This is a genomic window from Terriglobia bacterium, from assembly GCA_032252755.1.
Lineage (GTDB): Bacteria > Acidobacteriota > Terriglobia > Terriglobales > Acidobacteriaceae > JAVUPY01.
Window position 1 is genome coordinate 103,633 of record JAVUPY010000093.1, and the last position, 26,341, is coordinate 129,973.

At 57.8% G+C, this 26,341-nt stretch carries 23 protein-coding genes and 1 riboswitch; of the genes, 14 read left to right on the forward strand and 9 right to left on the reverse strand.

From position 1 onward, the window contains the following. The first annotated feature begins 32 nt into the window (after positions 1-32). Complete coding sequence (locus ROO76_23125; GenBank protein MDT8071060.1) at positions 33-1,235, forward strand: thiolase family protein; 1,203 nt, start codon at positions 33-35, stop codon at positions 1,233-1,235. An 85-nt stretch (positions 1,236-1,320) separates the two neighbouring features. Here the strand turns inward: ROO76_23125 and ROO76_23130 are convergent, their stop codons facing one another. Then, the gene (locus ROO76_23130; GenBank protein ID MDT8071061.1) at positions 1,321-1,482 is read right to left on the reverse strand and encodes a hypothetical protein; all 162 of its coding nucleotides are present in this window, start codon (positions 1,480-1,482) and stop codon (positions 1,321-1,323) included. Between the two features lie 141 nt (positions 1,483-1,623). On the opposite strand from ROO76_23130, the gene ROO76_23135 reads away from it, so the two are divergent. After that, positions 1,624-1,998 (forward strand): hypothetical protein, encoded by a 375-nt coding sequence (locus tag ROO76_23135; protein MDT8071062.1) that lies wholly within the window; start codon positions 1,624-1,626, stop codon positions 1,996-1,998. A 65-nt stretch (positions 1,999-2,063) separates the two neighbouring features. Here the strand turns inward: ROO76_23135 and ROO76_23140 are convergent, their stop codons facing one another. Beyond that, positions 2,064-4,649, reverse strand: a complete 2,586-nt coding sequence (locus ROO76_23140; protein ID MDT8071063.1) for a glycoside hydrolase family 2 protein — start codon at positions 4,647-4,649, stop codon at positions 2,064-2,066. Between the two features lie 333 nt (positions 4,650-4,982). Here ROO76_23140 and ROO76_23145 point away from each other — a divergent pair, with 333 nt between their 5' ends. Together ROO76_23145 and ROO76_23150 are read left to right on the forward strand one after the other, a co-directional pair. Then, entirely contained in the window at positions 4,983-6,440 is a 1,458-nt protein-coding gene (locus tag ROO76_23145) for a sugar porter family MFS transporter (GenBank protein ID MDT8071064.1), read from the forward strand. A 172-nt stretch (positions 6,441-6,612) separates the two neighbouring features. Further along, a complete protein-coding gene (locus tag ROO76_23150) occupies positions 6,613-8,853 on the forward strand; it encodes an NTP transferase domain-containing protein (GenBank protein MDT8071065.1) in 2,241 nt (746 codons plus the stop codon). A gap of 44 nt (positions 8,854-8,897) precedes the next feature. On the opposite strand, the gene ROO76_23155 is transcribed toward ROO76_23150, so the two are convergent. The 3 genes from ROO76_23155 to ROO76_23165 all read right to left on the reverse strand — a co-directional run bounded on the left by ROO76_23155 (position 8,898) and on the right by ROO76_23165 (position 11,883). Beyond that, positions 8,898-10,337, reverse strand: a complete 1,440-nt coding sequence (locus ROO76_23155; protein MDT8071066.1) for a CHAD domain-containing protein — start codon at positions 10,335-10,337, stop codon at positions 8,898-8,900. Between the two features lie 86 nt (positions 10,338-10,423). Beyond that, a complete protein-coding gene (locus ROO76_23160) occupies positions 10,424-10,918 on the reverse strand; it encodes an NUDIX domain-containing protein (protein MDT8071067.1) in 495 nt (164 codons plus the stop codon). 476 nt (positions 10,919-11,394) lie between these two features. Beyond that, positions 11,395-11,883 carry a retropepsin-like aspartic protease gene (locus tag ROO76_23165; GenBank protein MDT8071068.1) on the reverse strand — a complete coding sequence of 163 codons (489 nt, stop codon included), beginning with the start codon at positions 11,881-11,883 and terminating at the stop codon, positions 11,395-11,397. Positions 11,884-11,950: 67 nt separating this feature from the next. Continuing rightward, positions 11,951-12,050: riboswitch (cyclic di-GMP riboswitch) on the reverse strand. 118 nt (positions 12,051-12,168) lie between these two features. On the opposite strand from ROO76_23165, the gene ROO76_23170 reads away from it, so the two are divergent. Both ROO76_23170 and ROO76_23175 read left to right on the forward strand, forming a co-directional pair. Further along, a complete protein-coding gene (locus ROO76_23170; protein ID MDT8071069.1) occupies positions 12,169-12,654 on the forward strand; it encodes a GNAT family N-acetyltransferase in 486 nt (161 codons plus the stop codon). A gap of 157 nt (positions 12,655-12,811) precedes the next feature. Then, entirely contained in the window at positions 12,812-13,240 is a 429-nt protein-coding gene (locus ROO76_23175) for a nuclear transport factor 2 family protein (protein ID MDT8071070.1), read from the forward strand. Positions 13,241-13,356: 116 nt separating this feature from the next. On the opposite strand, the gene ROO76_23180 is transcribed toward ROO76_23175, so the two are convergent. After that, the gene (locus ROO76_23180) at positions 13,357-14,094 is read right to left on the reverse strand and encodes a polysaccharide deacetylase family protein (protein MDT8071071.1); all 738 of its coding nucleotides are present in this window, start codon (positions 14,092-14,094) and stop codon (positions 13,357-13,359) included. Between the two features lie 198 nt (positions 14,095-14,292). Between ROO76_23180 and ROO76_23185 the strand changes: the two genes are divergently transcribed. From ROO76_23185 to panC, 7 genes are all read left to right on the forward strand, one after another. Next, a complete protein-coding gene (locus ROO76_23185; GenBank protein MDT8071072.1) occupies positions 14,293-14,958 on the forward strand; it encodes a deoxynucleoside kinase in 666 nt (221 codons plus the stop codon). Between the two features lie 131 nt (positions 14,959-15,089). Next, positions 15,090-16,385: a POTRA domain-containing protein gene (locus ROO76_23190; GenBank protein ID MDT8071073.1), complete on the forward strand. Its 1,296-nt coding sequence runs from the start codon at positions 15,090-15,092 to the stop codon at positions 16,383-16,385. A gap of 182 nt (positions 16,386-16,567) precedes the next feature. Then, a complete protein-coding gene (locus ROO76_23195; protein MDT8071074.1) occupies positions 16,568-17,074 on the forward strand; it encodes a hypothetical protein in 507 nt (168 codons plus the stop codon). Between the two features lie 200 nt (positions 17,075-17,274). Next, a complete protein-coding gene (gene panB, locus ROO76_23200; protein MDT8071075.1) occupies positions 17,275-18,162 on the forward strand; it encodes a 3-methyl-2-oxobutanoate hydroxymethyltransferase in 888 nt (295 codons plus the stop codon). A 4-nt stretch (positions 18,163-18,166) separates the two neighbouring features. Continuing rightward, positions 18,167-18,919, forward strand: a complete 753-nt coding sequence (locus ROO76_23205) for a hypothetical protein (GenBank protein MDT8071076.1) — start codon at positions 18,167-18,169, stop codon at positions 18,917-18,919. Between the two features lie 138 nt (positions 18,920-19,057). Further along, entirely contained in the window at positions 19,058-19,978 is a 921-nt protein-coding gene (locus ROO76_23210) for a metallophosphoesterase (GenBank protein ID MDT8071077.1), read from the forward strand. 126 nt (positions 19,979-20,104) lie between these two features. Then, positions 20,105-20,971 (forward strand): pantoate--beta-alanine ligase, encoded by an 867-nt coding sequence (panC, locus tag ROO76_23215; protein MDT8071078.1) that lies wholly within the window; start codon positions 20,105-20,107, stop codon positions 20,969-20,971. Between the two features lie 102 nt (positions 20,972-21,073). Here panC and ROO76_23220 read toward each other — a convergent pair whose 3' ends face one another. Together ROO76_23220 and ROO76_23225 are read right to left on the reverse strand one after the other, a co-directional pair. Continuing rightward, complete coding sequence (locus ROO76_23220) at positions 21,074-22,243, reverse strand: alpha/beta hydrolase (GenBank protein MDT8071079.1); 1,170 nt, start codon at positions 22,241-22,243, stop codon at positions 21,074-21,076. A 117-nt stretch (positions 22,244-22,360) separates the two neighbouring features. After that, the gene (locus tag ROO76_23225) at positions 22,361-22,789 is read right to left on the reverse strand and encodes a thioredoxin domain-containing protein (protein MDT8071080.1); all 429 of its coding nucleotides are present in this window, start codon (positions 22,787-22,789) and stop codon (positions 22,361-22,363) included. Positions 22,790-22,991: 202 nt separating this feature from the next. Here ROO76_23225 and ROO76_23230 point away from each other — a divergent pair, with 202 nt between their 5' ends. After that, positions 22,992-23,372, forward strand: coding sequence for a DUF302 domain-containing protein (locus ROO76_23230; protein MDT8071081.1), 381 nt, complete (start codon positions 22,992-22,994; stop codon positions 23,370-23,372). 77 nt (positions 23,373-23,449) lie between these two features. On the opposite strand, the gene gyrB is transcribed toward ROO76_23230, so the two are convergent. Next, entirely contained in the window at positions 23,450-26,101 is a 2,652-nt protein-coding gene (gene gyrB / locus ROO76_23235; GenBank protein MDT8071082.1) for a DNA topoisomerase (ATP-hydrolyzing) subunit B, read from the reverse strand. Positions 26,102-26,341 lie beyond the last annotated feature (240 nt).

The following is a 26,341-nucleotide window of genomic DNA, read 5'->3' on the forward strand; positions in this document are numbered from 1 at the left end:
CCATCGCATCATTGATATCGAAGAGAGGAATCATGAAAAAGATCTACATAGCTGGTTATCATCAGTCGAAATTCGGCAAGCTCATGGCTATGACTGTTCCCGAGATCATGAAAGCTGCGGTCGAGGGCGCCTGCAAGGAAGCAAACACCACTCCCGAAATGCTCGACGTCGGCTCGGTTGGTGCCGCCTGCAACATTTCGCTCAACGAGCAAGGCCTGGTCTCCGGCCTCGCAGCCATCGTTCCGGGCTTGGAGGGCAAACCGATCGAGTCGGTCGAAAACGCCTGTGCCTCTGGCGGACAGGCCATCCTCTCCGTCATTCAGAAACTTCAATGTGGCTGGGGCGACACCGGCATCGCTCTCGGCTACGAAAAAATGCGCGACGCCGACGGCAAAATGGATGGCAAACTCGTCGGCAAAGCTCTCGGCGTTTTCTCGCACCCTCGCGATCGCGAGGGCAAAGTCTACATCTTCCCGCACATCTTCGCCGAGGTCATGCAGTGCTACATGTCGCACCACGGCGTCACCGAAGCCGACCTCGCTCACATCGCGGTTCGGGAGTACTGCAACGCACGCTTCAATCCCTACGCGCAAATGCGCAATGTCGAACTATCCATCGATGGCGCAACCAAGATTGAAGGCATCAATCGTTACATCGTCGACGGCCTGCCGCTAAAGACCTACGACTGCTCCCAGATCACCGATGGCTACGCCGCTATGATTCTTGCGACGGAGGAAGGACTAAGGAAACTCGGCGTCGCCAAGTCCGACTGCGTCGAAATCGCCGGCTATTGGCAGGCTACCGACCCGCTGCTCAAAGAAGGCCGCGACGTTCTGCGTCCGGTCGGAGCGCACAAAGCCATGCGCAAGGCATACGAAATGGCTGGCGCTATACCGCACGACGTCAACGTCGCCGAAGTCCACGACTGCTTCACCGTCATGGGCGCGATTGGTACCGAGGTGATCGGCAAGGCTCCGATCGGCAAGGGAGCGCAATATTGGGTCGATGGGAAATCGAAGGTAGATGGCGAGTGCGGAATCAATCTCTCCGGCGGTCTCGTCGCCAAGGGTCACCCCATCGGCGCGACCGGAGTCGCCATGCTCGGGTGGTGCTACTGGCAACTGCTGGGAAAGGCGCCGAAGGAATTGCAGGTCCGCAATCCCAAAGTCGCCGCAACCTTCAACATTGGCGGCCCCATTTGCGCCAGCGTCTGCACCGTCCTCAAGCACGCGTAAATCACTTCCGGAATTGTGCCCTACCCTTGTCGCGAAGCGACAGGGTGGGGCTTTTTAATCTTTTCAAGAAGTTACAAGAGAAGTTCTAGACCCCGTACCGCTTCCACAGTCGGAACCAGGGATTATCGGCGAGCAGCTTATCGTGCCTTTGGTTCGCCGCTTCGCGGTCGCGCACCTGCAACGGGCGCTTATCCGGAAGGCTGAAGATCCGCTCCAGCCACTCGATTTCCGAGATAGTCTTCTCCAAATCCATAGCCGTCAGTTAATGGATGCAGATTGCCCATTCAACGATACCGTTGAATACTGCGGAAAATGGAGGATAATCTTCACAACCTTTTTTTGGAACGCCTCTTGACATTCGGCATCTTACGAATCAGAGGTTCTGGTTATGAGCACCGCCGGTAGGGACATTGAGCAGGAGATGAGCGTTGTTCCCCTGCAGCACGCCGTTTTTTGCGTCAATTGTGAAAACGTCAGCAACAGCCCTCATGACATCTGTGAGGTATGCGGCAGCCATTCGCTGGTCAGCCTCTTCCGAATGCTGGGCGGAACCCTGCGCGGAAAAAACCATGTTCCGGAACTGGTCAAGTACAACCTCGAACTCAGCATACGCGTAAGCGAACTCTCCGCGGCCGATCTTAACCATGCTATTGAGGTGCTCACGACTCTTGCGCAAGTCAGCAAGGGTCTCCAGACGCTTCACATGAACGTAGAGTCGGTCTTCGATGCCCGGCCGCAGCACGTCCTCGAAGCCGCGGCCTGATGCGAAGCAGGTAAAACCGCGCCCAGCTTGACCGCGACACTTCCCCGGACACGATGCGCCCAAGCTTATTCTCCTTTCGGCGACTCCCCCGGCGGGAACGCATCGGTAATATTCCGGATCCGCATCGCTCTCTTGATTTCGTCGAGCCCCATTTTGCTCTTCAGAGTAATCGTGACCGGCTCGCTAGGGAGCAGATCGAAATAGTTATCGGACAGCGTAACGTCGGCATCCCCAAAGCTAAGATACACATGCCGCGCCAGCACCGCCGATTGCAGCTTTAACGAATACTCGCCATTCCCGCCCGCAATCTCCGACTGAATCTTTGGGACCGGCAGCGCCAGGTTCCGCGTGATATCGAACATCATCAGGTTGCGCGACACTACCTTTCCGCCGACGCTCAAATCGAACGCCGCGAACGCATGTTGCGCATCCGTGCCCTTCAGTAAGTCCTCGCGCTTGAACGTCGCATAGATTTTGCTCGACAGGTCCGGCACAGTAATCGTCTGCTTGTTTTCGAACAACTGCTTGCCTGAGAAATCCATCACGCGAATGCGAAGTTCCGCCGGCGTCGCCTGCAATTTGTCCGAGACCACGAACGTCGATACGATCCCGTCCACCTCGAACGGCGAGACCAGCAGGTCGTTATAGAACCGCCGCGCGTAGTACTGCAGCGCCTTCCATCGCCCGTAATAATCAATGCTCGACCACGATGCCACCGGCCAGCAATCGTTCAGTTGCCAGTAGAGCGAGCCCATCACCCGCGGCATCTGCCGTCGCAGATGCTCCGCCCCAACCTTGATCGCCTCCGCCTGCAGCACCTGGCTTACATAAATGAACGACTCGAAATCCTTCGGCTCGTGATATTCACGCAACATGTACGTCCGTATGCGCTCGTTCCCGCCAACGTTCTTCTGATGCTCCTGCATCACCGCCGACAGTAGGTCCAAATCCTTCGGTCCGGCGAACTGCCTTATCGTCCTCATCTCCGGGAACGACTGGAACCCGTACTCGGACATAAACCGCGGGAACTGCTTTGTGTAATCGTCGATCGGCGCCAGAGCGTGCCACACCGCCCAGTAGTGCATGTCGCCGTTGCTCTGCCCATCCGGGTTTGGTTCGAAATTCGACGATGGCGAACTCGGCCAGTACGGGGTCCCATCGCCGTATTCCGTCACCACGCTCTTGATAATGTCGTGGAACATAATTAAGTAGTCCTGCCAGACCCGCTCGCGCTCCGTCGGCGAAATCGATTCCTTGAACGCCTGCCTGTCGCCCCAATACTTCCATCCTGTCTCGACCTCGTTGTTACCGTTCCACAGCGCCAGTGACGGATGATCGCGCAACCGCTTCACCTGCTCGATAGTTTCTTCGCGCACGTTCTTCTGGTACGGCAGATCTCCCGGCACCATCGCTCCACCGAAAATAAAGTCCTGCCACACCATGATTCCGAGTTCATCACAGATATCGTAGAAGTCATCCGTCTCGTAATATCCGCCGCCCCATGCCCGAACCATGTTCATATGCGCATCTTTTGCCGCCTGCAGAATTCTGCGATGCACCTCCGGCGTGACGCTCGGCGCGAAGCTGTCGAACGGAATCACATTCGCGCCCTTCGCGAAGATCGGAATCCCGTTCACGACAAACTCAAAGCTCTTCCCCCACTGGTCCACCTGTCGCCGAAGTTCCAGGGACCGCAACCCCGTCCGAACCTGCGCATGATCCGCGCTCGTTTTTCCGCGCCGCACCGTCGCCGTGAATTTATACAGCGCCTGCGCCCCATATCCGTTCGGATACCACCGGTCCGGCTTCGCAATTTCGAATGGAATCGCCACGTGATTCATGCCTGCATCGAGATGAACCTTCTGCTGTGCTCCACCCTTATCGTCCGCTTTCGGCGATAGGGTGGGGTTGTTCTCTTCTGCGTACCCGATACTCACATCCACATCCACCGGAGCCTCCGCCAAGATATCCAGCTCCGCCGAGAGCTTCGCCTTCGCCTCGGTCACCTTGGCCTGATGAATATGGAAGTTGTCGATCCGCACATCATCCCACGCATATAACTCCACCGGCTGCCATATCCCCTCGGTCACATACCGCGGCCCCCAATCCCACCCATAGTTGTACGGCGCTTTTCTCGTATACGGATCCGTCGCAATCCCCTCCTCGGTCACCGTCAACACCTGGCTCACCGTCGGCAGCCGATAGGGAAGCGCCTTCACCTTCGGCAGCATGTACATCACTGGCGAATGGAACACGATGCGCAGCGTATTGCTCCCCGCGTGCAGCTTGTCTTTTACCGGCACCCGCCAGTGCCGAAACATATTGTCTGCGCTCAAAATCGGTACATCATTCAAGAAAACGTCGGCATAGGTATCCAGCCCGGCAAACAGCAATTCCAGGTGCCCTCTCTGCAGCATCGCCGGCGTGACCTCGAACTCGGTCTCGTACTCCCAGTCCGTCAGCCCAATCCACTGCAGCGTTGGCTCGTTGTCTCCGTAGAACGGATCCGGGATCAGCTTGTTGTGTAGCAGATCGGTCTGCACCACCCCCGGAACCTCCGCCTGGTGCCACTGCTCTACCTCTGGATGTCCTTTGTCGTTGATGGCGCGAAAACGCCATCCCTTATCGATCACAATTGAAGTGGATTCCATCCCCAAAGCGCTCGGTATAAAGGAGAGAAGTAAGAAAGTGACGGCGGGAACAATCGAAACTACGCGAAGAATTGCTTCAGAGGATCGAAGATGCATTGGTACCCCCGGCAGGCAGACCATTCGGGCTGCCGAAGCTTCGCGGCGGATTATACGGCCCCGGGCGCTGAAACGCAGTATTCGGGACAGCGCTAGTCGTTTTCTTGAAAAACAAATAGGCTGGCCGCACGCTGTGTCGCTAGAATGGGACGATTCTGTTACATTTCATGCTCTTATATCGGCCGTTTTCTGAGCGCTTCTTCCGACAGGTCGAAAGGATGAGCGCTGGAGGGGTAAATGAATAAGGTGGAGTTGGTCGGGGGAAGGCCCGGCGGTTACAAGACAATTGTTTACGTGATCTGTTCGGTCGCGGCATTGGGCGGACTGCTCTTCGGCCTCGACCAGGGATTCATTGCCAACTCTCTTGAGACCATCGAGGCGCACTATCACCTCGGAACTCAGGGTGCCGAGCATTATTCCGCCATATTGGCCACCGGCGGTATCGTCGGCGCACTTCTCTCCGGCATCTTCGCTCGCTTCCTCGGGCGCAAGAAGAGCCTCCTTTTTGCCGGCTTCCTCTTCACTGCCGCCTCCGCCATCTCGGCTCTGCTCCCGCCGCTTTCGGTGCTCTCGTCATGCCGTTTTGCCCTCGGTTTCGCGGTCGGCGTAGCGTCCTTCGTCGTTCCGCTTTTTCTCTCCGAGACGGCCCCAGCATCCATCCGTGGCTCCATGGGTACGCTCTTCCAACTGATGATCACGATCGGCATTTTCCTCATCTCGCTGACCAACGTCATGATTGCAAGGGCCTTCACAAAAGCCACCACCTCTCTGCCGCTTATGTTCCTGACTATCACTTTGTTCGCGGCTCTCATGTTCCTTGGCGGCTTTATCCTGCCCGAAAGCCCGCGCTGGCTCATGCTCAAGGGGCGGAAGGAACAGGCGATCGAGGTCCTGCGCCGCACCATGAATACACAGCACGAAATCGACGAAGAGATCGCGGAAATCGAGCAGGCCTTGCACGGGCCACAGGGCGCTGGCTTCGGAATCGTGACCCGCGGTTACTTCTTCAAGGTACTGATGGTCGGCGTTTTTCTGCAGATGTTCCAGCAACTCGTCGGCATTAACATGATGATCTACTATTCGCCAACCATTTTCGGCTATGCGGGAATGAAGGGTCTGCTCGCTTCAATGACCGTTCCAACCGTGAACATGCTGTTTACCTTCCCGGCGATTCGCCTGGTCGAGAAGTGGGGACGCAAGAAGTTGCTCTACGTCGGCGCGGTCGCGATGCTTGTCACCATGGTCGCCGCTGGGGTCGCATTCCAAACCATTGGGTCCGCTGCCAACCCTGCAATGATCAGTGGTACTGCGAAGTCTGTGCTGCTCGTATCGGCGATTCTCTACATCTTCGGCTTCGCCGTCTCCTGGGGACCGGTCGCCTGGCTGGTATGTTCGGAGATATTCCCGCTTGAGGGCCGCGAAGTCGGCATGACGATCACGACGATGGTTAACTGGACCTTCGCGGGCTTCGTGATGGCCAACGCCCTCTCCTTTATGCAGGCGCACGGAAACGCTTCGATCTTCTATGTGTTCGCCGGTTTCTGCGTCCTTGCGATTGCGTTCGTCGCCCTGTTCGTGCCGGAGACCAAGGGAATCACTCTCGAAGAAATGGAGTTCAACCTCAAGAACGGCGTCCGGGTTCGAGACCTTGGCAATCGCGTACCCGCAAAGCCAAACCCGGTCTCCCAAAGCTAAATATCGTTAACATAGTGCCCCAGGTTCGCCGTCCTCTTTTGGACGGTTAACCTGGGTCTTTTCTTTCGGCTCTGCGCGAATCCGCGAAAACCCGCGGTCTGCCTTTCCCCTTGCCCCGCCTTCAACCGCTATATAGCATTATTCTGAACGGATTCATCTCGAAAGGTTCCCCATGCCGGCCGCCGTTCCCAGCCAACTCAAAGTCATCATCCTCGCCGCCGGAAAAGACGCCATCACTCCCGACGGTCATCCCCTCGTCCTGCAAAAACTCGGTGATCAGAGCATCCTGCAATGCGTCGTGCACAATGCCGAGCAGTTGGCCTCGCCTGACGACATCTACATCGTCGTCGGTTACCGCGAGGATGAAGTCCGTGCCCACCTCGGCACCGACTACCAATATGTCGTCCAGCAGAACCCCAATGGCACCGGCGCCGCCGTCCGCGAGGTCACCAACCGTCTTCAAGGCTTTCATGGCAATCTCCTCATCCTTTACGGCGATACTCCCCTTTTCCGTCCCGGCTCCATTCGCGGCCTGCTGAACCGTCATCGTCTTCGCAACGCTCACCTGACATTGCTCTCTGCCATCGTCGATCGCCGTCTCCCCTACGGCCGGATCATCCGCGATGCCGCTGGACAGATCATAGACATCATCGAGGACACCGAAGCCTCTCCTGAAGTCCGCGCAATTCGCGAACTCAACGTTGGCGCCTACGTCGTGAACGCCGACACCATTTCCGCCGCCCTCGCCAAGCTCTCGCCCTCACCCGTCGATGGCGACTTCCGCCTAACCGACAGTGTGCACGAACTCATCCGCTCCGGCCTGCGCGTTGAAAGCTACCAACTCTTCGATCAGGACGAAGTGCAGGGAATCAACAGCATCCAGGATTTGGAGCACGCGCAATTCATCATCGAAAAGCGCCTCTATCGTCCCCGCCGCCAGGAAGAACAGAACCTCATCGCCTTCGGCACCGGCGGTTGGCGCGCGCTCATCGGCGAAGGCTTCACCCTGCACAACGTTCGCCGCCTCTCACAGGCGTTGGCGAACGAGATCACGCGTCAGAGCCTCGAAAAGCGGGGCGTCATCATCGGCTACGACCGCCGCTTCCTCTCCCGCCAGGCTGCCGAAGCCTCCGCCGAGGTCTTCGCCGGAAACAACATCCCGACCATTCTTCTTCCTGAAGATGCGCCCACTCCGCTCATAACCTACGCGACCGCCATCCAGGGTTCAGCCTACGGTCTGGCCTTCACCGCCAGCCACAATCCGCCCGAGTGGAACGGCCTCAAGGTCTTCCACGGCGACGGGTCGCTCCTGCTCGACAACGAAACCCGCCAGATCGAGAAGGAAACCAACCAGCTCACCGCGAACGACGTCATCAAGCTCGAGCTCGACATCGCCCTCGAAGCCGGCATCGTCGAGAAGCGCGACTTCACCAACGCCTACGTCGACGCAGTCGAAAAGCTCATCGACATGACCGCCATCCGCAACGCCAGCCTCCGCGTCATCGTCGATCCCATGTACGGCGTCGGCCAACTCACGCTCGGAACCGTCCTCACCGAAGCACGCTGCCGCGTAACCTTCATCCACGAGCGCCACAATCCGCTCTTCGGCGGACGCTCCCCCGCGCCCAACCAGGAAGCCCTGCGCCTGCTGAGCTCCGAAATGCACGAATCCAATTACGATCTCGGTCTCGCCATGGACGGCGATGCCGACCGCGTCGCCATCGTAGACGAACACGGCCGCTATATCTCCATTAACGACATCCTGCTTCTGTTGTATTGGTACTTGCACGAGATTCGCGGCGAGCGCGGCGGCGTGGTCCGCAATCTTTCCACCAGCCACCTGCTCGACCGCCTCGCCAACAAATTAGGCGAACAGTGCTACGAAACTCCGGTAGGCTTCAAGCACATTGTGTCCGGCATGTTGGAGCACAACGCTCTACTCGGCGGCGAATCCTCCGGCGGCCTCACCATCCGCGGCCACATTCTCGGCAAGGACGGCATCTTCGCCTGCGCCCTCGTCGTCGAAATGCTCGCCCGCACCGGCCAGAAAGTCTCCGAACTCCTCGATCGCATCTACGCCCTCACAGGCCGGCTTTATTTTGTCGAAGAGAGCCTGCCCGCAACACCCGAGATGCGCATCGCCGTCCCCAAAAAGATGAAGGAAGCCCCGAGCACCGCAATCGGACCGTATCACGTCGTCAACATCTCGCACATCGACGGAACCAAACTCTATCTGGAAAACGACAACTGGGCGCTGCTTCGCTTTTCCGGCACCGAACCCGTCCTCCGCCTCACCGTCGAAGCCGATACCCAGCAAAAAGCCGAAGAACTCCTCGACTGGCTCCGCCAATTCGTCACCGCCGAGAACGGAAAATCCGCGAAGACAATGGCGTCTGGAGATGAAAATCGCTAGACGACCAAACTCTTGAGCATTACCGTTTTACGAAGAACGAAGAACTAGCTCCCCCTCACTAATATCGCCACCCCACATCTCACCTCTAGCAGATGCCTCGCCGCCGCAATCTTCTCCGCGAGCCTGCTGTCGTCCTTCAATCCTTCTGCATGCACAAGGATTCCATTCTCTGAACGCGTGACCTCGATCCGCTGAATCGCCCCTTCATGAGTCGCATCGAGCGCGTTGGCCAACCGAAGCACGCCGCCAATTTTCTGTGCGTTCCGTACCGACCCGGCGTGCAAACCGCCAAGCTCCGCTCGCGGCACGGCGCTCCAATCGCCGCGATGGTACCGTGCAATGAGCGAGATCATCTTCAACTGCTCATCCGTCCATCCATATGGCCGCTCCAGCTTCTGAATCTTCCTCTGTGTCCGCCTCTGGTGCCCCTTGTCGCCCTTCCTCTTTCCGACATCGTGCATCACCGCCGCCGCCATCAGCCATCGACGCGCCGCGCTGCCGTTTGCCGGGATTACTCCCACCCTCGCCAGCCCGTCGTACAACTGCACTGCCAGCTTCGACACCCTCCGCGTATGCGCGAAATCTGGGTCCAGCACCGAAGCCCAAGCCTGCAACCGCCGTATCGTCGCCCGCTCCGCCCGCTCCTCATCTGGCAGCATCGCTCGCCACTTCCGCCAGATCGACTCCGCCCCTTGCGCCCGTTGCCGATATTGCTCAACCCGCGCCCGCCGTTCCGACGCAGTCCGTTCCGCCCATCGCAGCCGCTCTTCCGGCGTCTCGAACGCGTGTATTTGCACCGCCGTATCCCACAATACATCCAGGTCGTGCACTTCTCCGAGAACATCCTGCACGCCCTTCAACTCGTCGCCAATCTGCTCGTGAATTCTCGGCAGAAAATTCTCGACCACGTACCTAAACTTCTTCACCCCAATCCGCAACCGGTGCATCGCAACCTTGCTGCGACCGCGCATTGCCGCACGATGCAACTCCCGCGCATGCTCCCACCGCTCCAGCGCGATCCCCTGGAAGATCTCACCATCCGGCCGAAACCGCCGTACACGCCTCTCCAGCGAAGTTGCCCACTTTTCCCACGACTTGATATCAAACTTCGACAGCGAATCCGCAGCAGAGGCCTTCAGCGTCTGTTCGAGGGTTGTCGCATCCGCAAGCAGCTTTTGCCCAGCCGGCTCGCCCGGTTCACTCAGCTTCTTGATCCAATCCATCATCACTTGGCAATCGCGCAGATCGCCCAGGCTGCTGAAGACGCGTTCCCCCTCTCTCCGCATCTTCTTCCACTCCGGCACCGGATCCACCCGCAGCAGAACCTGGCCCATCGACCGGCATCGCCGCAGCGCGACGCGCAAATCATGCACCGCATCCGGATCGAACCCCTGCTCCGCCTTCGCAGCTTCCTTCAACACCTGCTGCATCCAGTAGCCGATCCCAGACTTCTTCCCCCGCGCGACATTTCCATTCGCAGCCATATCAGGTGATAGCAATTTTAAGTTGTTTTATGTGGAAGGGTGTTGATTTTGCTTTTTCGATCCGTGCCAATCCGCGAAATCCGCGGTTACGCCGTGCGTCTCTTCCGCCCCAGCATCTCCACCGCGTGATCCACCACTCGCGCAAACTCCCGCTGATATTTCGGCCGCCTCCGCCTCGACAACCGCCGTTTCGCCTCCTGCGGGCGAAACCACCTCGGGTTTCGATACCGCTCTTCCGGATCGGTCATTTCGTGAACATGCATCAGGAACGCCGCAATCGCAATTTCGCGTTCCGCCGCGTGGTAGCAGTCGCGATTCTCCTGAAAGTAGATCGTGAAATGTTCGTCTGAGACGCGCCCCACCACCCCAGCCTCTTCCCGAGCCTCCAGCGCCGCCGAATCTCGCGGCCCAAGATGCCGCTCCACCGTGCCCTTCGGAAACGTCCACCGTCCCGACCCCGTCCTGACCAGCAGAAACTCGAGCGAGTCGCCATTCTTGCGATAGCACACCGCCGCCACCTTACGCGGGAACGATACCTTCGGGAACGAAGCCGGGCGCCGATTCTGGACCGGAGATGCCATTCAGAGTTGCACCATTTCTGATGCACCACTCTATGAAATATAGACGCCGCAAAGCAATGCTCCACGTCACTACGTAATCAACTTTTCACGATTTTTTCATCCGACGCCAACATCCCACCTGCTAATCAGCTTTCACCAGTGTCCAGCCGCCGAGGTATTCAACGCCTCAAGCCGTAGCCACTTACGCGGCTCCCGTCGACGTCGGTCCGTCGCACACAAACCGGGCCCGCATCTTTGCCATCAACTTTTTCAGGGGCGTCGTCACCGGAATTCCCCAGTTCCAGTCATGGCTGGGCGCGTTCTATGTGCTGGAACACAAGCACGAGGGCTACGCCCGCATCTCCGTGCGCGTCGGCGTGATGGTCGGTGTCATCGCGACCATCTCCCAGATCTTTCCATCCTCTACGAACTGTGTTCCTGGCTGATCAGCTCCGAGGCCGAGCACAGCTCGCCTGAAGTTGGAAAATTATCTTGGGCTATTGTTCGAGCACCAGCCTCATACTCTTGTGATCAATGATGACCCGCGAAAACTTCTTCAAGAAATCTTGGCCGACTAGTCCATCGACCTTGCCATAGATCTTACGGACGTCTTTCATTTCCATCACAAGGACTGTTAGCTCTACCGAGACCGACTCTCCCACCTGGAGAGCTACGCGCGCCAGAACAGCGTCACCCCGCATGCCGGGCCCGGAACGGTGAAGCAGAGCCACTTCGATGTCAACCGGGTTTATCCCGCTCGCTTCTTTGGAGACGACCGTCCTGTCGGCGCCGGTGTCCAATATGAATTGGTATCTCCTGCCGTCAACGGATACCGGAAGCAGGACGACACCGTGATCCTGGCAGAACTCGATCGGGATCGAAAATGTTTTTTGGGATGGCCGATCAGCAACCTGTGTTTGAGCAGGAGTATTGAACAACGCAAGCACCAGCCACAGCAGTGGAGGGTAGATTCGCCCAAAGCGCATATCTTCCTCCCAACCTTATGGGCAAGCAAAAAGCCGACTTACCCTGGGCAGTACTCACGCGACTGCCAGCGGTAACTCGGCGATCTTCAAGCCCACATCGGGTCGGCCCCGCTCAAAGACCCGTGGCTTTCTGTCCCTCGCTCACGCGAAGTTTGGTTTTCTGGCGGATTCTCCCGCTAACGAAACTGGAAAGCAAGATCATTGTCAGAAGATTATCTGGAATGGCTACGCGACCTTTGGGAGGTTATGCAAATACAATGTCCTCCGTTCGGTTGCGAGGCCTCAATGTATATTCCGAACCAACAAGTTGAAATCGTCCACGCTGCGCCTTCCGATTCCGCTGGCATCCTCGCCTGTCTCGCCGCTGCGTTCGAACCCTATCGCGAGAGCTACACCGAAGGCGCACTCCACGATACGATCCTGACTCCGAAGACCTTTCGTAATCGACTGGTGCAGAAGAAAATCTTGGTGGCGAAGACCCCCTCGCGCCAGATCGTCGGCACGATTGCTTGCGAACCACTTGGCAACGGGGAAGGCCATCTGCGCGGTATGGCCGTTGTGCCGGAGTTTCTTGGCTCCGGCCTCGCGCAACGCCTGCTCGAAACCGCCGAGCAGGAATTGCATCGTGCCGGTTGTAAGGTTGTCACGCTCGACACGACCAAACCTCTGCAAAGAGCGATTCGCTTCTATGAAAAGAACGGTTATCATGCAACCGGAAAGGTCCAGGACTTCTTCGGTATGCCGCTTCACGAATACAGTAAATCTCTGTGAGTGCGGCGCCGATTCCCGAGGCCTAAAGACGCAAAACTATTGCTCGTACCTCACAGACGTGGACCTGCCGTCGCAGTAGTATTCCCTGCATCGGCCCCTTCTCAGTCCGAGTCCTTCGGACCGCAGAACTCACCCGAGGAGGTGTCCCTTGGCAACCATGCCAAAAACCGTAACCGCACTGGAAATTAAACAGATAATCCGCAATATCGCGCAGGAATATGCGAAACACATGAACGCACGCAACGTAGATCAGGTCGTAGCCTTCTATGCTGTTGATGGCCGCGTCCTGGCTCCCTTTAAACCCATGGTGCAGGGCCACAAAGCAATTCGCCAGCTTGTGGAAGAGATGTTCAAGGAAGCCGATCCGCGCAACCTATCCATTGAAACCCAGAACGTTGAGGTCGCGGAGAATCTTGCCTTCAGTGATGGAATCTACTCGATGATCGCCACGCTCCCCACCGGGAAGCGCATGGATTATCGTGGAACGTGGGTTACAACCTTACGCCGGGAAGGACCAGCGGACTGGAAGATCGTTTCCCACATCTACAATACCGATCTGCCTATGACAGACTTTCTGAAAAAATAGGCTGACTGTCCGAGGTCGAGGAGCAAATCCACGGCCTCGGAAGATTTCATCTTTCCAAAAGCCTCCCCATAAAACGAAAGCGCCGCTAGTATTTCGTCGAAGAGCGAAGAATCGTCTCACTGCGAACTGAGAACCGGGAAGTGAGCGCGCGCTCCCATCATCTCCGGCACGCTCACAAATTCATATCCCTTCTCGCTATACTCCCGCACAAGATTCTCCGTCGCCTTCACCGTGTGTGCCCGGCTGATGCCGAACGCAACGTGGCTTCCGTCGTGAAGCAGAATGACATCACCACCCCTTATCTGGGCATGTGCCTTTTGCTCGATCGACTCATTCGATTTTGCGCTCCAGTCATAGCAGGTCACGCGCCACATGATCGGCTCCAGCCCCATCGCCCGCGCCGCCTGAAACGTGCCCGGACGTCTTCCGCCAAATGGTGGACGAAACAGCGTCGGCGTGATCCCGCACGCGTCTTCGACCGCCTTCTGCGTGTCCGCCAATTGTCGCCGCGTCTCCGCCGGTGAACACCAGATCAGGTTCGGATGATTCCACGTATGATTCCCGATCGCGTGGCCAGCCTCCACAACCCGCCGCACAATGTCCGGCCCCTGCTTCACATAGCGCCCAATCAGGAAGAACGTGGCTTTGACATTGGCTTTCGCCAGCACATCCAGCAACTGTCCCGTATATGGATCATTCGGTCCGTCGTCGTACGTTAGCGCCAGTTGCTTTGCTCCCTTCGGCAGCCCGACAAAGCTCCGCCCGTAGAGCTGCCACGTCGGAACCATCGATTCCAATCCCGCGAACGTAGCCGCGCCACATACCGCTGCCGTGCCGAGAAGCGCTTTCAGCATGGAGTGATTCTATCGGGCCATCGTGCCATCGCGCCATCGTGCAATCTGCGGGCGCTGGACTCTCGACGTGCCTTCTCTCCCCATGCAATGACTTTAAGGTGCCAATGGCACGTTGACCCGATCGCCCGATGAAAAGCGTCCAGCTTCTCATTGCATCTCTGCCCGACAGACGTTATTCTCCGGAGTTGGTTCCGAGCCATGGCGAATTTCTTTGAACCACCCCGCTACATAGCCGTCGAAGGTCCCATCCGTGTCGGCAAGAGCACGCTCGCCCGGGTCATCGCCGAGCGCCTGCACGGACAGCTCATCCACGAACCCGAGGACAATCCTTTCCTCGGCGCCTTCTACGACAACGAACCCGGCGCGGCTTTCCAGACCCAGTTCTCTTTCCTCATCCAGCGTTTCGAGCAACTGCAGCAACTCGAAGCCGGCCCAAATTCGCGCAAGGTCATCCTCGCCGACTACATCTTCGAAAAAGACAAGATCTTCGCATACCTAAACCTCACCGACACCGAACTCGCAGTCTACGACCGCTACTACAAATTCTTCCGCCAGCAGCTACCCACCCCCGACCTCGTCATCTATCTCCAGGCCTCCACCGACGTTCTGCGCAAGCGCGTGAAGAAAAAGAACGCCCCAACCGAGCGCGCCATCAACGACGACTACCTCGAAGAGGTCGTAAAAGCCTACGAACACTTCTTCTTCCACTACACCTCGAGCGACCTGCTCGTCGTGAACACTTCCGAGATCGACTTCGTAGAACGCTCCGAGGACCTGCAACAGCTTCTCCGCCGCGTCAGCGAGCCCATCAAGGGGACGCAGTACTTCCTGCCGCTGGGAACCGATGCAGCGGGAGCCGGATAGAGTTAGTCCTGGCTCAAAGGTGTGCCTCTTGCACAGTTATCCCGGCGTTAAAAAGCATCTCTGCTTCGAATGTCGCCCATCGATTGAAAACCGCATTGACAAGATTTCCAGAGAACGATTTATTAGTCGTCATGCCTAAGTCCGTTAATCTTCTGTTCCTTGGCATTGCTTTGCTGTCGATGGCTTCCACTGCAGTTTCCCAGCAATCTCCGGCCAAGACTTTTGTCCTGCAGCAGATTGTTTTCAAAGGAAGCCGTGTTTACCAGGACTCTCAGTTGCTCGCGGCCTCGGGTATGAAGATTGGGGGCAGCTATTCTCAACAAGACCTGCAGGACTCGGCAAGTAAGCTGAGCTCTACTGGGATGTTCAAGCAGGTTGTGTATCGCTTCAGTGCGACTTCGGCTGAATACGACCTTGTCGACAATCCCGCGGTTTTTCCTGTTCGTTTCGATAATTGCGTTTGGATGAGTGACGAACAAATGCTGACAAAGCTGAAAGAGCGCCTGCCCTTGTTCAACGGAGTGGTCCCGGAAGAGGGAACGCTTGCTGAAGACGTAGAGAAGCAGATGGAGGCCATCCTTGGCGAGAACGGCCTGGTTGCAAAGGTGATGTTCGTCCCGCTGATGGGAAGAGGCACGATGACGGCAATGAACTACACGGTGTTGCAGCCAAGGATTGAGGTAGCTGCCGTCGACTTTAGTGGAGCATCGCCCGACGTATCGGATGCGCTCGAAAAAGCAGTGAGTAAGTATACGGGCAAGGACTACACGCGTGATTTCATATCCAGCATTGTCGAGAACGGCTTGGAACCGGTGCTGCTTGAGAAAGGCTACTTGCGCAGTAGCTTCGGCCAGACCAATGTGAAGCTCTTGACGAAGCCGGGAGATCCGGTCGCGAAGGTAGAATTGTCCGTCCCCGTGGAACCCGGAGTGCAATACCGGATTGCCTCGCTGACGATGAAGGGTAACGATGCCATCGCGAAGGACTCGGCAAAACAGTTGGCGCAGTTTAAGACGGGCCAGGTAATCAACATGATGGAGTTCCGTTCGGAACTGTCGAAATTGGGAGGCGCTTACCTCGCGAAGGGCTACATGAATGCCAAGGTAAAGGCCGAGCCCACCTTCGACGATACGGCGCATACTGTCAGTTACGACGTTGAACTCGTGCCTGGCGAGCAATACAAACTGACCAAGCTCGATATTGAGGGACTGGATGAAAAGCGGCGTGCCAAACTCGAGCCCATCTGGATGCTGAAGGTCGGCGACCCCTACGATGCAAGTTACGCGCCCTCATTTCTGCGGAAGAATGCATCCAAACTGGGCTTCCTCAATGGCTATTCTCTGGCTTGGAAGCAGAAGGTAAATGACGATACAAAATCAGTAGAATTGGACATCTTCTTTCGACCGCCCGGAAGTGTCACACACTAGAAATACCTGAGCTGATTACGGGAGCAGCGGCACCCCGCGGGCCACGGCGCAAAAGCACCGTCCCCTTTCAGTCCCTCAAATCGGGACCGATTCGCGGCTTTCCCGCCGAATACTGAGTGCTGACTGCTGATTGTTTTCTTTCTTCGCCGCGACTACAATTCCGCGGGGGCGTAAGCCAGCGCATGGAGCGGTGCGTATCCATCATCGCGCTGATCATCATTTTCCAGAGCGCAACCATCACTGCGCCCCAAGCGCGATCGCACGTAGGGCGAACTCCCATCACTCTGAGTGCAGAGTCACCTAGCAGTGACGCTCTGGATGTGTATGAAGCTGTGTTCTGGTACCGCATACAGCAGCGTGGATGGACGGGTTCATTCTTTTTGCGCATTGATGGAGTTGATCCCGGTGACGCCTTCCTAGCCCGATTCAGGCGCGCCAAGGCGCCAGTCAAGAAATACTCGGCAGCATATATCGACAACTCGTTCCCGGCAGTCCGAGATAAGTCCACAGGCGCTGCGGGATACGAACTCTATGTAACTTCCATGGCTTGGATTTCACCCACTAAAGCGGAGGTTCTCGGGGGAATGTACTGCAGCGCCATCTGCGCCGACGATGGGATCTATTACCTCTCGAAAGAAAAGAACGGAAGATGGGTAGTTACCCGGTACAAGATGAAGAATGTCTCCTGAAGTTGCCCCAAATCCAGATTAAATACTCAGCCATCCATTAAATGCTGGGTGCTGACTGCTGATTGCTTTCTTTTTTCCCCGCGACTACAATTCCCCCGGCCGCATCCGTATAGGTAGCGGTACCTGAAGTACGAAGCTGTTTGCCCCTCTCTCCGGGGCTACAGGCGGTATCCCGAACGGGAGCTGCACTGGAGGAAGTTGTGAGTCTTACCACCGGCGATTTCCGCACGAAAATCACCACCCAAACCTTACTGGAAAAAAAGCAGCGGGGAGAGAAGATCACCTGCCTGACTGCCTATGACTACGCCAGCGCCCGTCTCGTCGACGAGGCCGGCATCGACATCATCCTGGTCGGCGACTCGCTCGCCATGACCATGCTCGGCCACGAGAACACGCTCTCCGTCACCATGGCCGAAATGCTGCACCACACCAAGGCTGTCCATCGCGGCACCAGGCACGCCTTCCTCATCGCCGACATGCCGTATGCCAGCTATCACCTCGACCCCAAGATGGCCGTGAAGAATGCCGCGCGATTTCTAAAGGAAGGCGGCGCTGAGGCGGTCAAACTGGAAGGTGGCGAGAAGCGCGCAGCCCTCGTTGAGCGATTGCGCGACGCCGAGATCCCCGTCATGGGGCACATCGGACTCACTCCGCAATCCGTTCACATGATGGGCGGCTACAAGGTGCAGGGAAAAACCCTGAACTCTGTTGAACACCTTATGCGTGACGCGGTCGCCTTGGACCGTGCCGGTGTCTGCTGCCTCGTGCTCGAAGGCATTCCGCGCGAGGTCGCGGCCATGATCACCGACGAGGTCGAGACACCCACCATCGGCATCGGCGCCGGTCCCGACTGCGACGGCCAGGTCCTGGTCTTCCACGACATCCTGAATCTGACATTCGCGCCCCCGGCGAAGTTCGTTCGCCGCTACGCCGACATAGCGAGCGTCATCACCGATGCCCTCAACGCCTACAAGAACGATGTTCAATCCGGCGGCTACCCCGCCGACCCGGAGAGCTACCATCTCCCCAAGGACACGGCCGCCGCTCTGGAAACCATCCGCACCCGCAAGCGAGCCATGCGAAAATAGTTCCATGCGGCGAGCGATCGGTTTCGGGCTGGTGCTGTTCTTGACGACCACACCAGCCTTTTCCGTTCAGTCCCCACTCGCATCGCACGAAACCGCTTTCCCTCGCACCTCGTACCTCGCACCCGGTCCGCAGGCAACTAAGCCGGTAACTCCAGCGCCCAAGGCCCCTGTATCAAAGTCGTCTTCCGCGAAGCTCTCTCTTCACAACTGGAAAACCTACTGCTCCGAAGAAGCCGAATACTGCATCAGCTATCCGCCTGATTGGGAAGTCGTTGGCGACGTTATGGAAGGCAACGGCGTCGTAATGGCGCCGCCGCAGAACGGCAAGGACAAAGCCCTGTGGAATGGTGTCACCGTGAGCGTCACCGATCTGCCGGACGAAGAAGGCCAGCAGCCTCCCAGCTTCGACGATATCGTCAGCGTTGCCCTCAGTGGCCTGCCGGGAAAGAACGTTGAAACGTTACAGCGTTCTCAGATGACGCTCCACGACCGCGATGCCGAACTCATCAAGGTCCGCTACAACGACAAGGAAACAAACCAGTCCTGGATCGAAGAAATCGTCTTTATCGACGACCAGCTTGCCATCTACTCCATCGCCCTCCGCGCCACTCCCAACGACGTCCCTGGCCTCGAAGAAACCTTCCGCCGCATCGTCGCCACATGGCGCCCCAGCGAACCCGAATCCCCTGCACCCGCCCCCAAGCCCAAGCCTCCTGCCACGAAAGCGCCCCCCGGGTCCAAACCCCCCGGCTCGTAGCGGCTCACGTCGCACCCCTGCCGCCGTGGGCTTAACGGCTGACGTTCTTCTAAATTCCCGATTTTTCGGTTCTCCCGATCTTCGGTTCTTCTGTTGCGATTTACATCCCTTTCGCTTCTATTCCCCATCCCACTCAGGATGAATCGGCTTCTGCTCACACGTTTGTTCCTGATTGTCTTTATCCTTGTCGCTTGCATTGCGTTCTCCCCCTATCTCCACGCCCAGGTCACCATCGCCCAGATCAGCGATTCCCACATCGGTCTCGCTCGCGCTCCCGAAGGCGCGAACAATCTCCGCAAGGCCGTGCAGATGATCAACGAACGCCATCCCGATGTCGTGGTCGTTTCCGGCGACATCGGCGAGCGTCCCAGCGCCTGGGACGAGGCCCGCGACATCCTCAAGGGCCTGCACGCCAAGGTCTACTACATACCCGGCAACCACGACGTCCACTCCAACGATGTCGACCGCTACCGCGACGTCTTCGGCCGGGACTACTACAAGTTCCAGGTCAAGTACGTCACCGTCTACATGCTCGATTCGCAGCTATGGGGCAACTGGGACAATTTCAACGCCCACACCGAGCCGTCGATGCCCCCAGAGACGAAAGCCGAAGGCGAGAAAGAGATCAACTGGCTGGAAAGTCAGGCCGGCGGTCAGGCTCAAAACGAGGAGCACGGGAAGAATAAGGGCAAGGACCACGACAAAAACAGTGATAATCGCGGCGCGAAGAACGGCGAGGTCGCCATCGCCGTCCAGCACGTTCCCGCCGAGCGCGACCACGGATTCCCCGACGATCCCAAGCCCTACTGGGTCGTGAACCAACCCTGGCGCAGCCGCGAAGAAGACGCCCTGAAGAAACTCGGCGTCCACGATGTTCTCGCCGGACACTGGCACATCGGAAAAGTCTTCAACGCCGGCGGCCTTACCTGGCACGTCGCCCCCGCCACCAGTTGGAGCCCCTTCGGCGGCAAACTCGGCTTCGCCATGAACACCGTTATGCCCGACGGCAAGGTGAAAACCGAGTACGTCTACCTCGATGGCACCACCGAAACACCGTAAGTTGATGTGCAAAGTGCAAGGTTCAAGGTGCAAGATGTCTGCCTTTTCTTGTACCTTGAACCTTGCGACTTGCACCTTCCGTTTTTCCCTTCGCGACTTCCGCGGCCTCTGCGTTAATCTTTCTCCATGCGAGTTCTCTCCACCGTCGCCGAGATGCAGGCCGCTTGCCGCCAACTGCGTCAGTCCGGCAAATCTCTCGGCCTGGTGCCAACGATGGGCGCACTGCATCAGGGACATCTCTCGCTCATCCGCGCCGCCCGAGCTCACAATCAGACCGTCGCCGCATCGATATTCGTGAATCCGCTCCAGTTCGGTCCCAACGAGGACTTCTCCAAGTACCCGCGCACCTTCGACCGCGACCGCCAGTTGCTCGAGACCGAGAAAGTCGACCTGCTCTTCGCACCGTCCGCCGAAGAGATGTATCCCAAGGGCGCATCGACGATCGTCTACGTCTCCGGCCTGAGCGAAAAGCTAGATGGCAAGTCGCGCCCCGGACACTTCCAGGGCGTCACCACCGTCGTCGCCAAGCTGTTCGAAATCGTCCGTCCCGACCGCGCCTACTTTGGCCAGAAGGACGCCGCGCAGGTTGCCGTGATCCGCAAGATGGTCGATGACCTCAACTTCGATCTTGAAATTGTGGTGTGTCCAATCGTGCGCGAGCAGGACGGCCTCGCCCTCTCCTCACGCAATGCTTATCTCTCGCCCGAGCAGCGCAAGCAGGCGCTCGCGCTCTATCGCTCACTGACGCACGTCCAAACCTTCGCCGATCGCGGAGAACGCTCGTCGGCCGCGCTAATCGAAGCAGGGAAGCAGGTACTCGCCGATGAACCCGGCGTGAAACTTGATTACTTCGAACTCGTCGACTCCAACACCCTGGATCCGGTACCCGACATTACGAACGGCGCGCTCGTCGCAGTCGCAGCATGGGTAGGCACAACGCGCCTCATCGACAACATTGTTCTCCACGGCCCCGGCCAGGCCCGCGATCACTGACGGTTACTTCCGCCGAAGCCGCGATCACGTCAGTCCGAGCGCAGCCGCGCTGCCGTTGAGCAGCGAAGTCGAGGAACCTGCATTCTCCTTGCAACTTCCTGACTAATCCGTCTTCTCTAACTGCTTCAGCTTCTGCTCGCAGCTCTGCTTGATCCCATCCCTCAACTGCTGTGGAGTCGTAGTATCCGTTTTCAGCATCTCCAGCGCCTTCTTCACGTTCACTAGCGCCAGTTCGTTCTGCCCATCAGCAAGATAGGCATCCGAGAGGCTGTCGTAAACGTTCGTCGAGTTTGGATAGGCCTCAGCATTGAGCTTCAGGATTTCCACCGCGGCCTTCGTGTCGTTCGCCTGCAAGTGCTCATAGCCCATGAGGTTGACGCTCGCTTCCGGGAAGATCGTCGCCTTCGGATCGCTTTTCCGGGCCTCGGCCAGCATGGCGGAAACCTTCGCTACGCCGCCGGGTTCATCCAGCAAGCTGAGCACTTTCGCCTGTTTAGAGATCGCCGGCTTCTCTTTTGGAACCGGCGCCTGCCCCGGTGTCTTCAGCAGCGTAGTCACAAACCAGTCACGAATCACACCGACGAACTCCGGATGAACCGGGAAGATTTCCGCCCCGTGTCCGCCATTCGGATAACGCACCAGCCTCTTGCCCTCATTCGGCGTCAGCTCGTACAGCCATTCCGTCTCCACTATCGTTTCCGGGAACTGATCGTCGTCTGCGTACCCGTAAAGCACGGGCATGTTGGATTTCCGGAGAAAGTCGCGTCCCGCAAGGTTCGTCGGGCCGGCCAGCAGCACCATCGACTTCACCTCGGGGTGCCGCATCGCCGCCTTGATCGAGTTATCGACGCCGCAGCTCGCTCCCGCGAGTCCAATATCGCCCCGCTTCACCCCTGGCTGCGATACCACGTATTCGAATGCCGCATCAACATCCGCGGGCCACTTCTGCGCGGAGGCCTGCTTCTCCTGCTGCGTGAGCTGTGCGAACGGCTTACCTTCGCTCTCGCCGAAATTACGCAGATCGAACGTAAGAACATTAATTCCCGCCGCCGCGAGCTGCTCAGGGAGCGGGTCCCACACCTTGCGATCTCTATTGCACTGGTGCAGCAACAGCACGCCCGGCCCAGGCTTCGCCGCCGCAAAGAACGTTGCTTTCAGTTTCGTCCCATCCGCGGAAGTCAGGTCGACCGCGCGCTGAGACTTAGTTGTTTGTGGAAACGTTGAAATCGCGAATAGGAGAAATGCAGAAATGCAGAACAGCCGACGAGTCATAGGGTGCCTCCTCAACGGCGGCACCATCATACACACGCTGAAGGCGAAAGGGGCAAGGAACAACATAAAACTTTCTCTTTCGCACCTTGCACCTTGGCCCTTGAACCTTGCGCATCGCTACGCCGCTTGCGCCAGCCACTGCTCCATGACATCGTGCGGCACCACCCCAGCCTGCTGAAACCGCAGCTCGCCCGCGGCAAACACGGCAAAGTTGGGAATTCCCCGCACGTTGTACCGTGCCGCAAGTTCCGGATATTTCTCCGTATCCACTTTCAACACGATCGCCCGCCCGGCCATATCCGCTGCTGTCCGCGCCACCTCGGGTGCCGCCATGCGACACGGGCCGCACCACGCCGCCCAGAAGTCCACCAGCACCGGCAGCGGAGACTCGCTGATCACGCCGTCGAAGACCGCCGGATCCGCCTCAACCGGTTCGTCCACTTTCAATTCCGCCTTGCACGATCCACAGCGCGCTCCCGTGCCAAGCCGCGACACCGCCACCCGGTTGCGTTTCCCACACTGCTTGCACGCCCGAATCAGGTCCATCACGCCCTCCGCCCACCACCGAAGACACCATTGTCCCACACTGTTTGCGATGGAGGCCCGAGGCCCTCGCGTTCAATTCCGTTAGCCCTGGCATCACTGAAAAGAACTCACGTTAATGGTATTTTCATCCAACTGAGAACTGAGAACTGAGAACTGAGAACTAGAACCAAGAACCGACCTCCGCATCTGAAAGAGAGAAGACATGATCTACTGCAAGAAGTCGTCGCGAACTCCCGAAGAGGTAGACTCCCGTCTCCGCGAAGCTGCCCAGCGCCACAAGTTCGGCGTACTCAACGTACTCGATCTCAAATCAACTCTCCAGTCGAAAGGCATCGATTTCCAGAACGACTGCCGCGTCTACGACGTCTGCAACCCTCAAGCCGCCTCACAAGCCCTGGGAGCGAACCTCAGCGCTTCAGCCGTTCTTCCTTGCCGCATTTCCGTCTTCCACGACGCAAGCGGCACCACCATCGCAACCGTCAAGCCCATCGACCTGCTGAAGTCCACCGGCCTCAGCGGCGTCGACGACCTCGCCGCCCAAGTCGAACGCGAAATCGTGGCCATCATCGACGAATCGGCGTAGATAGGAAGTGAAATCAAAAAGCTCCATCGTAGCCGCGGCTACGATGGAGCTTTATTCAAGTTCTTCGATGCCTGCCTTTAGATATCCAGGTTCTTCACCTCGAGTGCGTTGTCCTCGATGAATTTCCTTCGCGCCTCAACATCCTCTCCCATCAGCGTGGAGAAGATCGTTTCGGTTTCGGCGATATCCTCGAGCTTCACCGAAAGCAGCGTCCGCCGTTCCGGATCCATCGTCGTCTCCCATAACTGCTCGGCGCTCATCTCGCCCAGCCCTTTGTAGCGCTGAATGATGTAATCCTTCCGGCCCTCGTTGAGCACGTACTCGAACAGTTCCTTGACAGTCGTCTTCTCGACAACCTCGTCGCTGGTCTTGCGCTTCGCCGCTGCAGCCTTCGCAGACTTTTCCTCGGCCTTTACTTTCTCAGCCTTCTCGGCGTCGCTGAGTTCGTCGTCGGCGGTCTTGCTGTCACCCTTCTTCACCTGCTCAATGTAGAAAGGCGGCTGCAGGTACTCCGCGATCTGCCGGTACTTCGACATCATCTGCCGGAACTCCGGCGCCGACACCAGTTCCCAACTGACCCGATGCTCCGCGCCCTGGTTATTAACGAATTTCACTTCCCACAACTCGTGCTCTTCATCAAACCGCAGCTCGATCTCGTGCAGGCCCTTCCCCTTCGGGAAGGCCTTCAGCTGCTTTTCCAGTTCCTGCAACTTTGCCGGACTCTTCTTGTTATCCGACTCGAAATCCGCTCGTTTCGCTAAATCCAGCTTCGGCAGCAGCTCCGTAATCTGCTCGTCGCGAATCCTCTTGTCGGCCTTGTCCAGGAACCCGATGTACTCGTTCAGCGTGGTCATGAACTTCGTCAGTTGGCCGCCCTCGAGTTTCGCCGCGCCCTCGCCGTAGCGCACCACCATGCCGTCGGCCGCGCGCTTCACCATGACCTTCACAAACTCCAGGTCGTTCTTGATGTACTGTTCGAACTTGCCCTTCTTGATGCGATACAGCGGCGGCTGCGCGATGTACACGTGGCCGCGGTCGATCAACTCCTTCATGTGGCGGAAGAAGAACGTCAGCAGCAGCGTTCGAATGTGCGAGCCATCGACGTCGGCGTCCGTCATCAGGATGATCTTGCCGTAGCGCAGCTTCGAGACGTCGAAATCTTCTTTCCCGATGCCGGTTCCAAGCGCGGTAATCATCGCCCGGATTTCCTCGTGCCCGAGCATTTTGTCGTAGCGCGCCTTCTCGACGTTCAGAATCTTTCCCTTCAGCGGCAGGATCGCCTGGAACCGCCGGTCGCGTCCCTGCTTCGCTGTCCCGCCTGCCGATTCGCCCTCGACCAGGTAAACCTCGCAGCGCTCAGGTTGTCGCTCCGAGCAGTCCGCCAGTTTGCCCGGCAGTCCGCCGCCATCCAGCGCGCCCTTGCGACGCGTCAAGTCGCGCGCTTTTCTCGCTGCCTCACGCGCCCTCGCCGCGTCAATCGCCTTGTTGATGATCTTCCGCGCCACAGGCGGGTTCTGCTCGAAGTACGCACCCAGCCGCTCGTTTACGAAGGCCTGCACCGCCCCGGCGATATCTGAATTCAGCTTGCCCTTCGTCTGTCCTTCAAACTGTGGCTGCGGCAGCTTCACCGAGACAACAGCCACCAGACCTTCGCGGACGTCATCACCCGTCAGGTTCTCCTTCACATCCTTGAACAACGCAAGCTGCTGCCCCGCGTAGTTGATCGTCCGCGTCAGTGCCGACCGGAATCCCTGCAGATGTGTTCCGCCGTCAACGGTATTGATATTGTTCGCGAAGCTGAAGACGTTTTCCGAGTATCCATCGTTGTACTGCAGCCCAATCTCGATCGACAGCGCATCCTTCTCGATCTCCATGTAGATCGGCTTATCGTGCAGCACGTTCTTGCCACGGTTCAGATGCTTGATGAACTCCGCAATCCCGCCATTGAACTTGAACTCAACCTTCTTCGGCTCGCTCGTCTTCGGGTCGATCGTGCGCTCGTCAGTCAGCGTAATAATCAGTCCCTTGTTCAGGAACGCCAACTCGCGCAACCGCTGCGCTAGCGTGTCGAAGCTGTACTCGGTCGCGGTGAATATCTCGCGATCCGGCACGAAGTGAACTTTCGTGCCGCGCTTCTTCGCCGGCCCGGTGCGCTTCAGTTTGCTGGTCGGTTCGCCCTTGGAATAAGTTTGCTCAAACGTCCCTTGCTCCGGTCGCCAAATTTCCAGTTCCAGTAAATGCGAGAGCGCGTTCACGCAGCTCACGCCGACCCCGTGCAACCCGCCCGAAACTTTGTATGTCGAGGAGTCGAACTTTCCGCCCGCATGCAGCACCGTCATCACGACCTGCGCCGCCGGAAGTTTCTCCCCATCGACATCCATTTCGTCCACCGGAATCCCGCGCCCGTCGTCGACTACGGTTATCGAATTATCGTCATGGATAGTGACGTCGATCTTCGTGGCGTACCCGGCCAGCGCTTCGTCCACTGAATTGTCGACAACCTCATACACCAGATGGTGCAACCCCATCTCGCCCGTCGATCCGATGTACATCGCCGGACGCTTGCGCACCGCTTCCATGCCGCCCAGCACCTTAATGGAGTCGGCCGTGTAGTCGCCGTTGCCGTTTCCGTTGGAAGCCTTTCCGTTTTTCTTATTGTTCTTCTCGTCTGCTTCCACGTTTAAGGTTTTCGCTTTCTCCAGAGTACCTGCTACTTCCTTGGTTGCCATCCCGCTCCATTTCCGAACCCAAAATCTTGCGAAATAAAAACTCGCTAATACACTCCACTCTCGTCATCCCGAGCCAGGATCGCGCTTCCTTTTCACGCGCCTGCATCTCTCCCCAGTGGACCTTCTTCAGGACACAACTCAAGCACCGTCCGCACCCTCGGTGCAGACCCAAAAATCTCTCTCAAATTATTGAAATTTCAGTCACTTAGTGCATCCCGTGCCGACTCTTATTTTACCACG

Coding starts and splice junctions, on each gene's coding strand:
- ROO76_23125 (MDT8071060.1), top strand. CDS start 33: ATGAAAAAGATCTACATAGCTGGTTATCATCAGTCGAAATTCGGCAAG.
- ROO76_23135 (MDT8071062.1), top strand. CDS start 1,624: ATGAGCACCGCCGGTAGGGACATTGAGCAGGAGATGAGCGTTGTTCCC.
- ROO76_23140 (MDT8071063.1), bottom strand. CDS start 4,649: ATGGAATCCACTTCAATTGTGATCGATAAGGGATGGCGTTTTCGCGCC.
- ROO76_23145 (MDT8071064.1), top strand. CDS start 4,983: ATGAATAAGGTGGAGTTGGTCGGGGGAAGGCCCGGCGGTTACAAGACA.
- ROO76_23150 (MDT8071065.1), top strand. CDS start 6,613: ATGCCGGCCGCCGTTCCCAGCCAACTCAAAGTCATCATCCTCGCCGCC.
- ROO76_23155 (MDT8071066.1), bottom strand. CDS start 10,337: ATGGCTGCGAATGGAAATGTCGCGCGGGGGAAGAAGTCTGGGATCGGC.
- ROO76_23160 (MDT8071067.1), bottom strand. CDS start 10,918: ATGGCATCTCCGGTCCAGAATCGGCGCCCGGCTTCGTTCCCGAAGGTA.
- ROO76_23165 (MDT8071068.1), bottom strand. CDS start 11,883: ATGCGCTTTGGGCGAATCTACCCTCCACTGCTGTGGCTGGTGCTTGCG.
- ROO76_23170 (MDT8071069.1), top strand. CDS start 12,169: ATGTATATTCCGAACCAACAAGTTGAAATCGTCCACGCTGCGCCTTCC.
- ROO76_23175 (MDT8071070.1), top strand. CDS start 12,812: ATGCCAAAAACCGTAACCGCACTGGAAATTAAACAGATAATCCGCAAT.
- ROO76_23180 (MDT8071071.1), bottom strand. CDS start 14,094: ATGCTGAAAGCGCTTCTCGGCACGGCAGCGGTATGTGGCGCGGCTACG.
- ROO76_23185 (MDT8071072.1), top strand. CDS start 14,293: ATGGCGAATTTCTTTGAACCACCCCGCTACATAGCCGTCGAAGGTCCC.
- ROO76_23190 (MDT8071073.1), top strand. CDS start 15,090: ATGCCTAAGTCCGTTAATCTTCTGTTCCTTGGCATTGCTTTGCTGTCG.
- ROO76_23195 (MDT8071074.1), top strand. CDS start 16,568: ATGGAGCGGTGCGTATCCATCATCGCGCTGATCATCATTTTCCAGAGC.
- ROO76_23205 (MDT8071076.1), top strand. CDS start 18,167: ATGCGGCGAGCGATCGGTTTCGGGCTGGTGCTGTTCTTGACGACCACA.
- ROO76_23210 (MDT8071077.1), top strand. CDS start 19,058: ATGAATCGGCTTCTGCTCACACGTTTGTTCCTGATTGTCTTTATCCTT.
- panC (MDT8071078.1), top strand. CDS start 20,105: ATGCGAGTTCTCTCCACCGTCGCCGAGATGCAGGCCGCTTGCCGCCAA.
- ROO76_23220 (MDT8071079.1), bottom strand. CDS start 22,243: ATGACTCGTCGGCTGTTCTGCATTTCTGCATTTCTCCTATTCGCGATT.
- ROO76_23225 (MDT8071080.1), bottom strand. CDS start 22,789: ATGGACCTGATTCGGGCGTGCAAGCAGTGTGGGAAACGCAACCGGGTG.
- ROO76_23230 (MDT8071081.1), top strand. CDS start 22,992: ATGATCTACTGCAAGAAGTCGTCGCGAACTCCCGAAGAGGTAGACTCC.
- gyrB (MDT8071082.1), bottom strand. CDS start 26,101: ATGGCAACCAAGGAAGTAGCAGGTACTCTGGAGAAAGCGAAAACCTTA.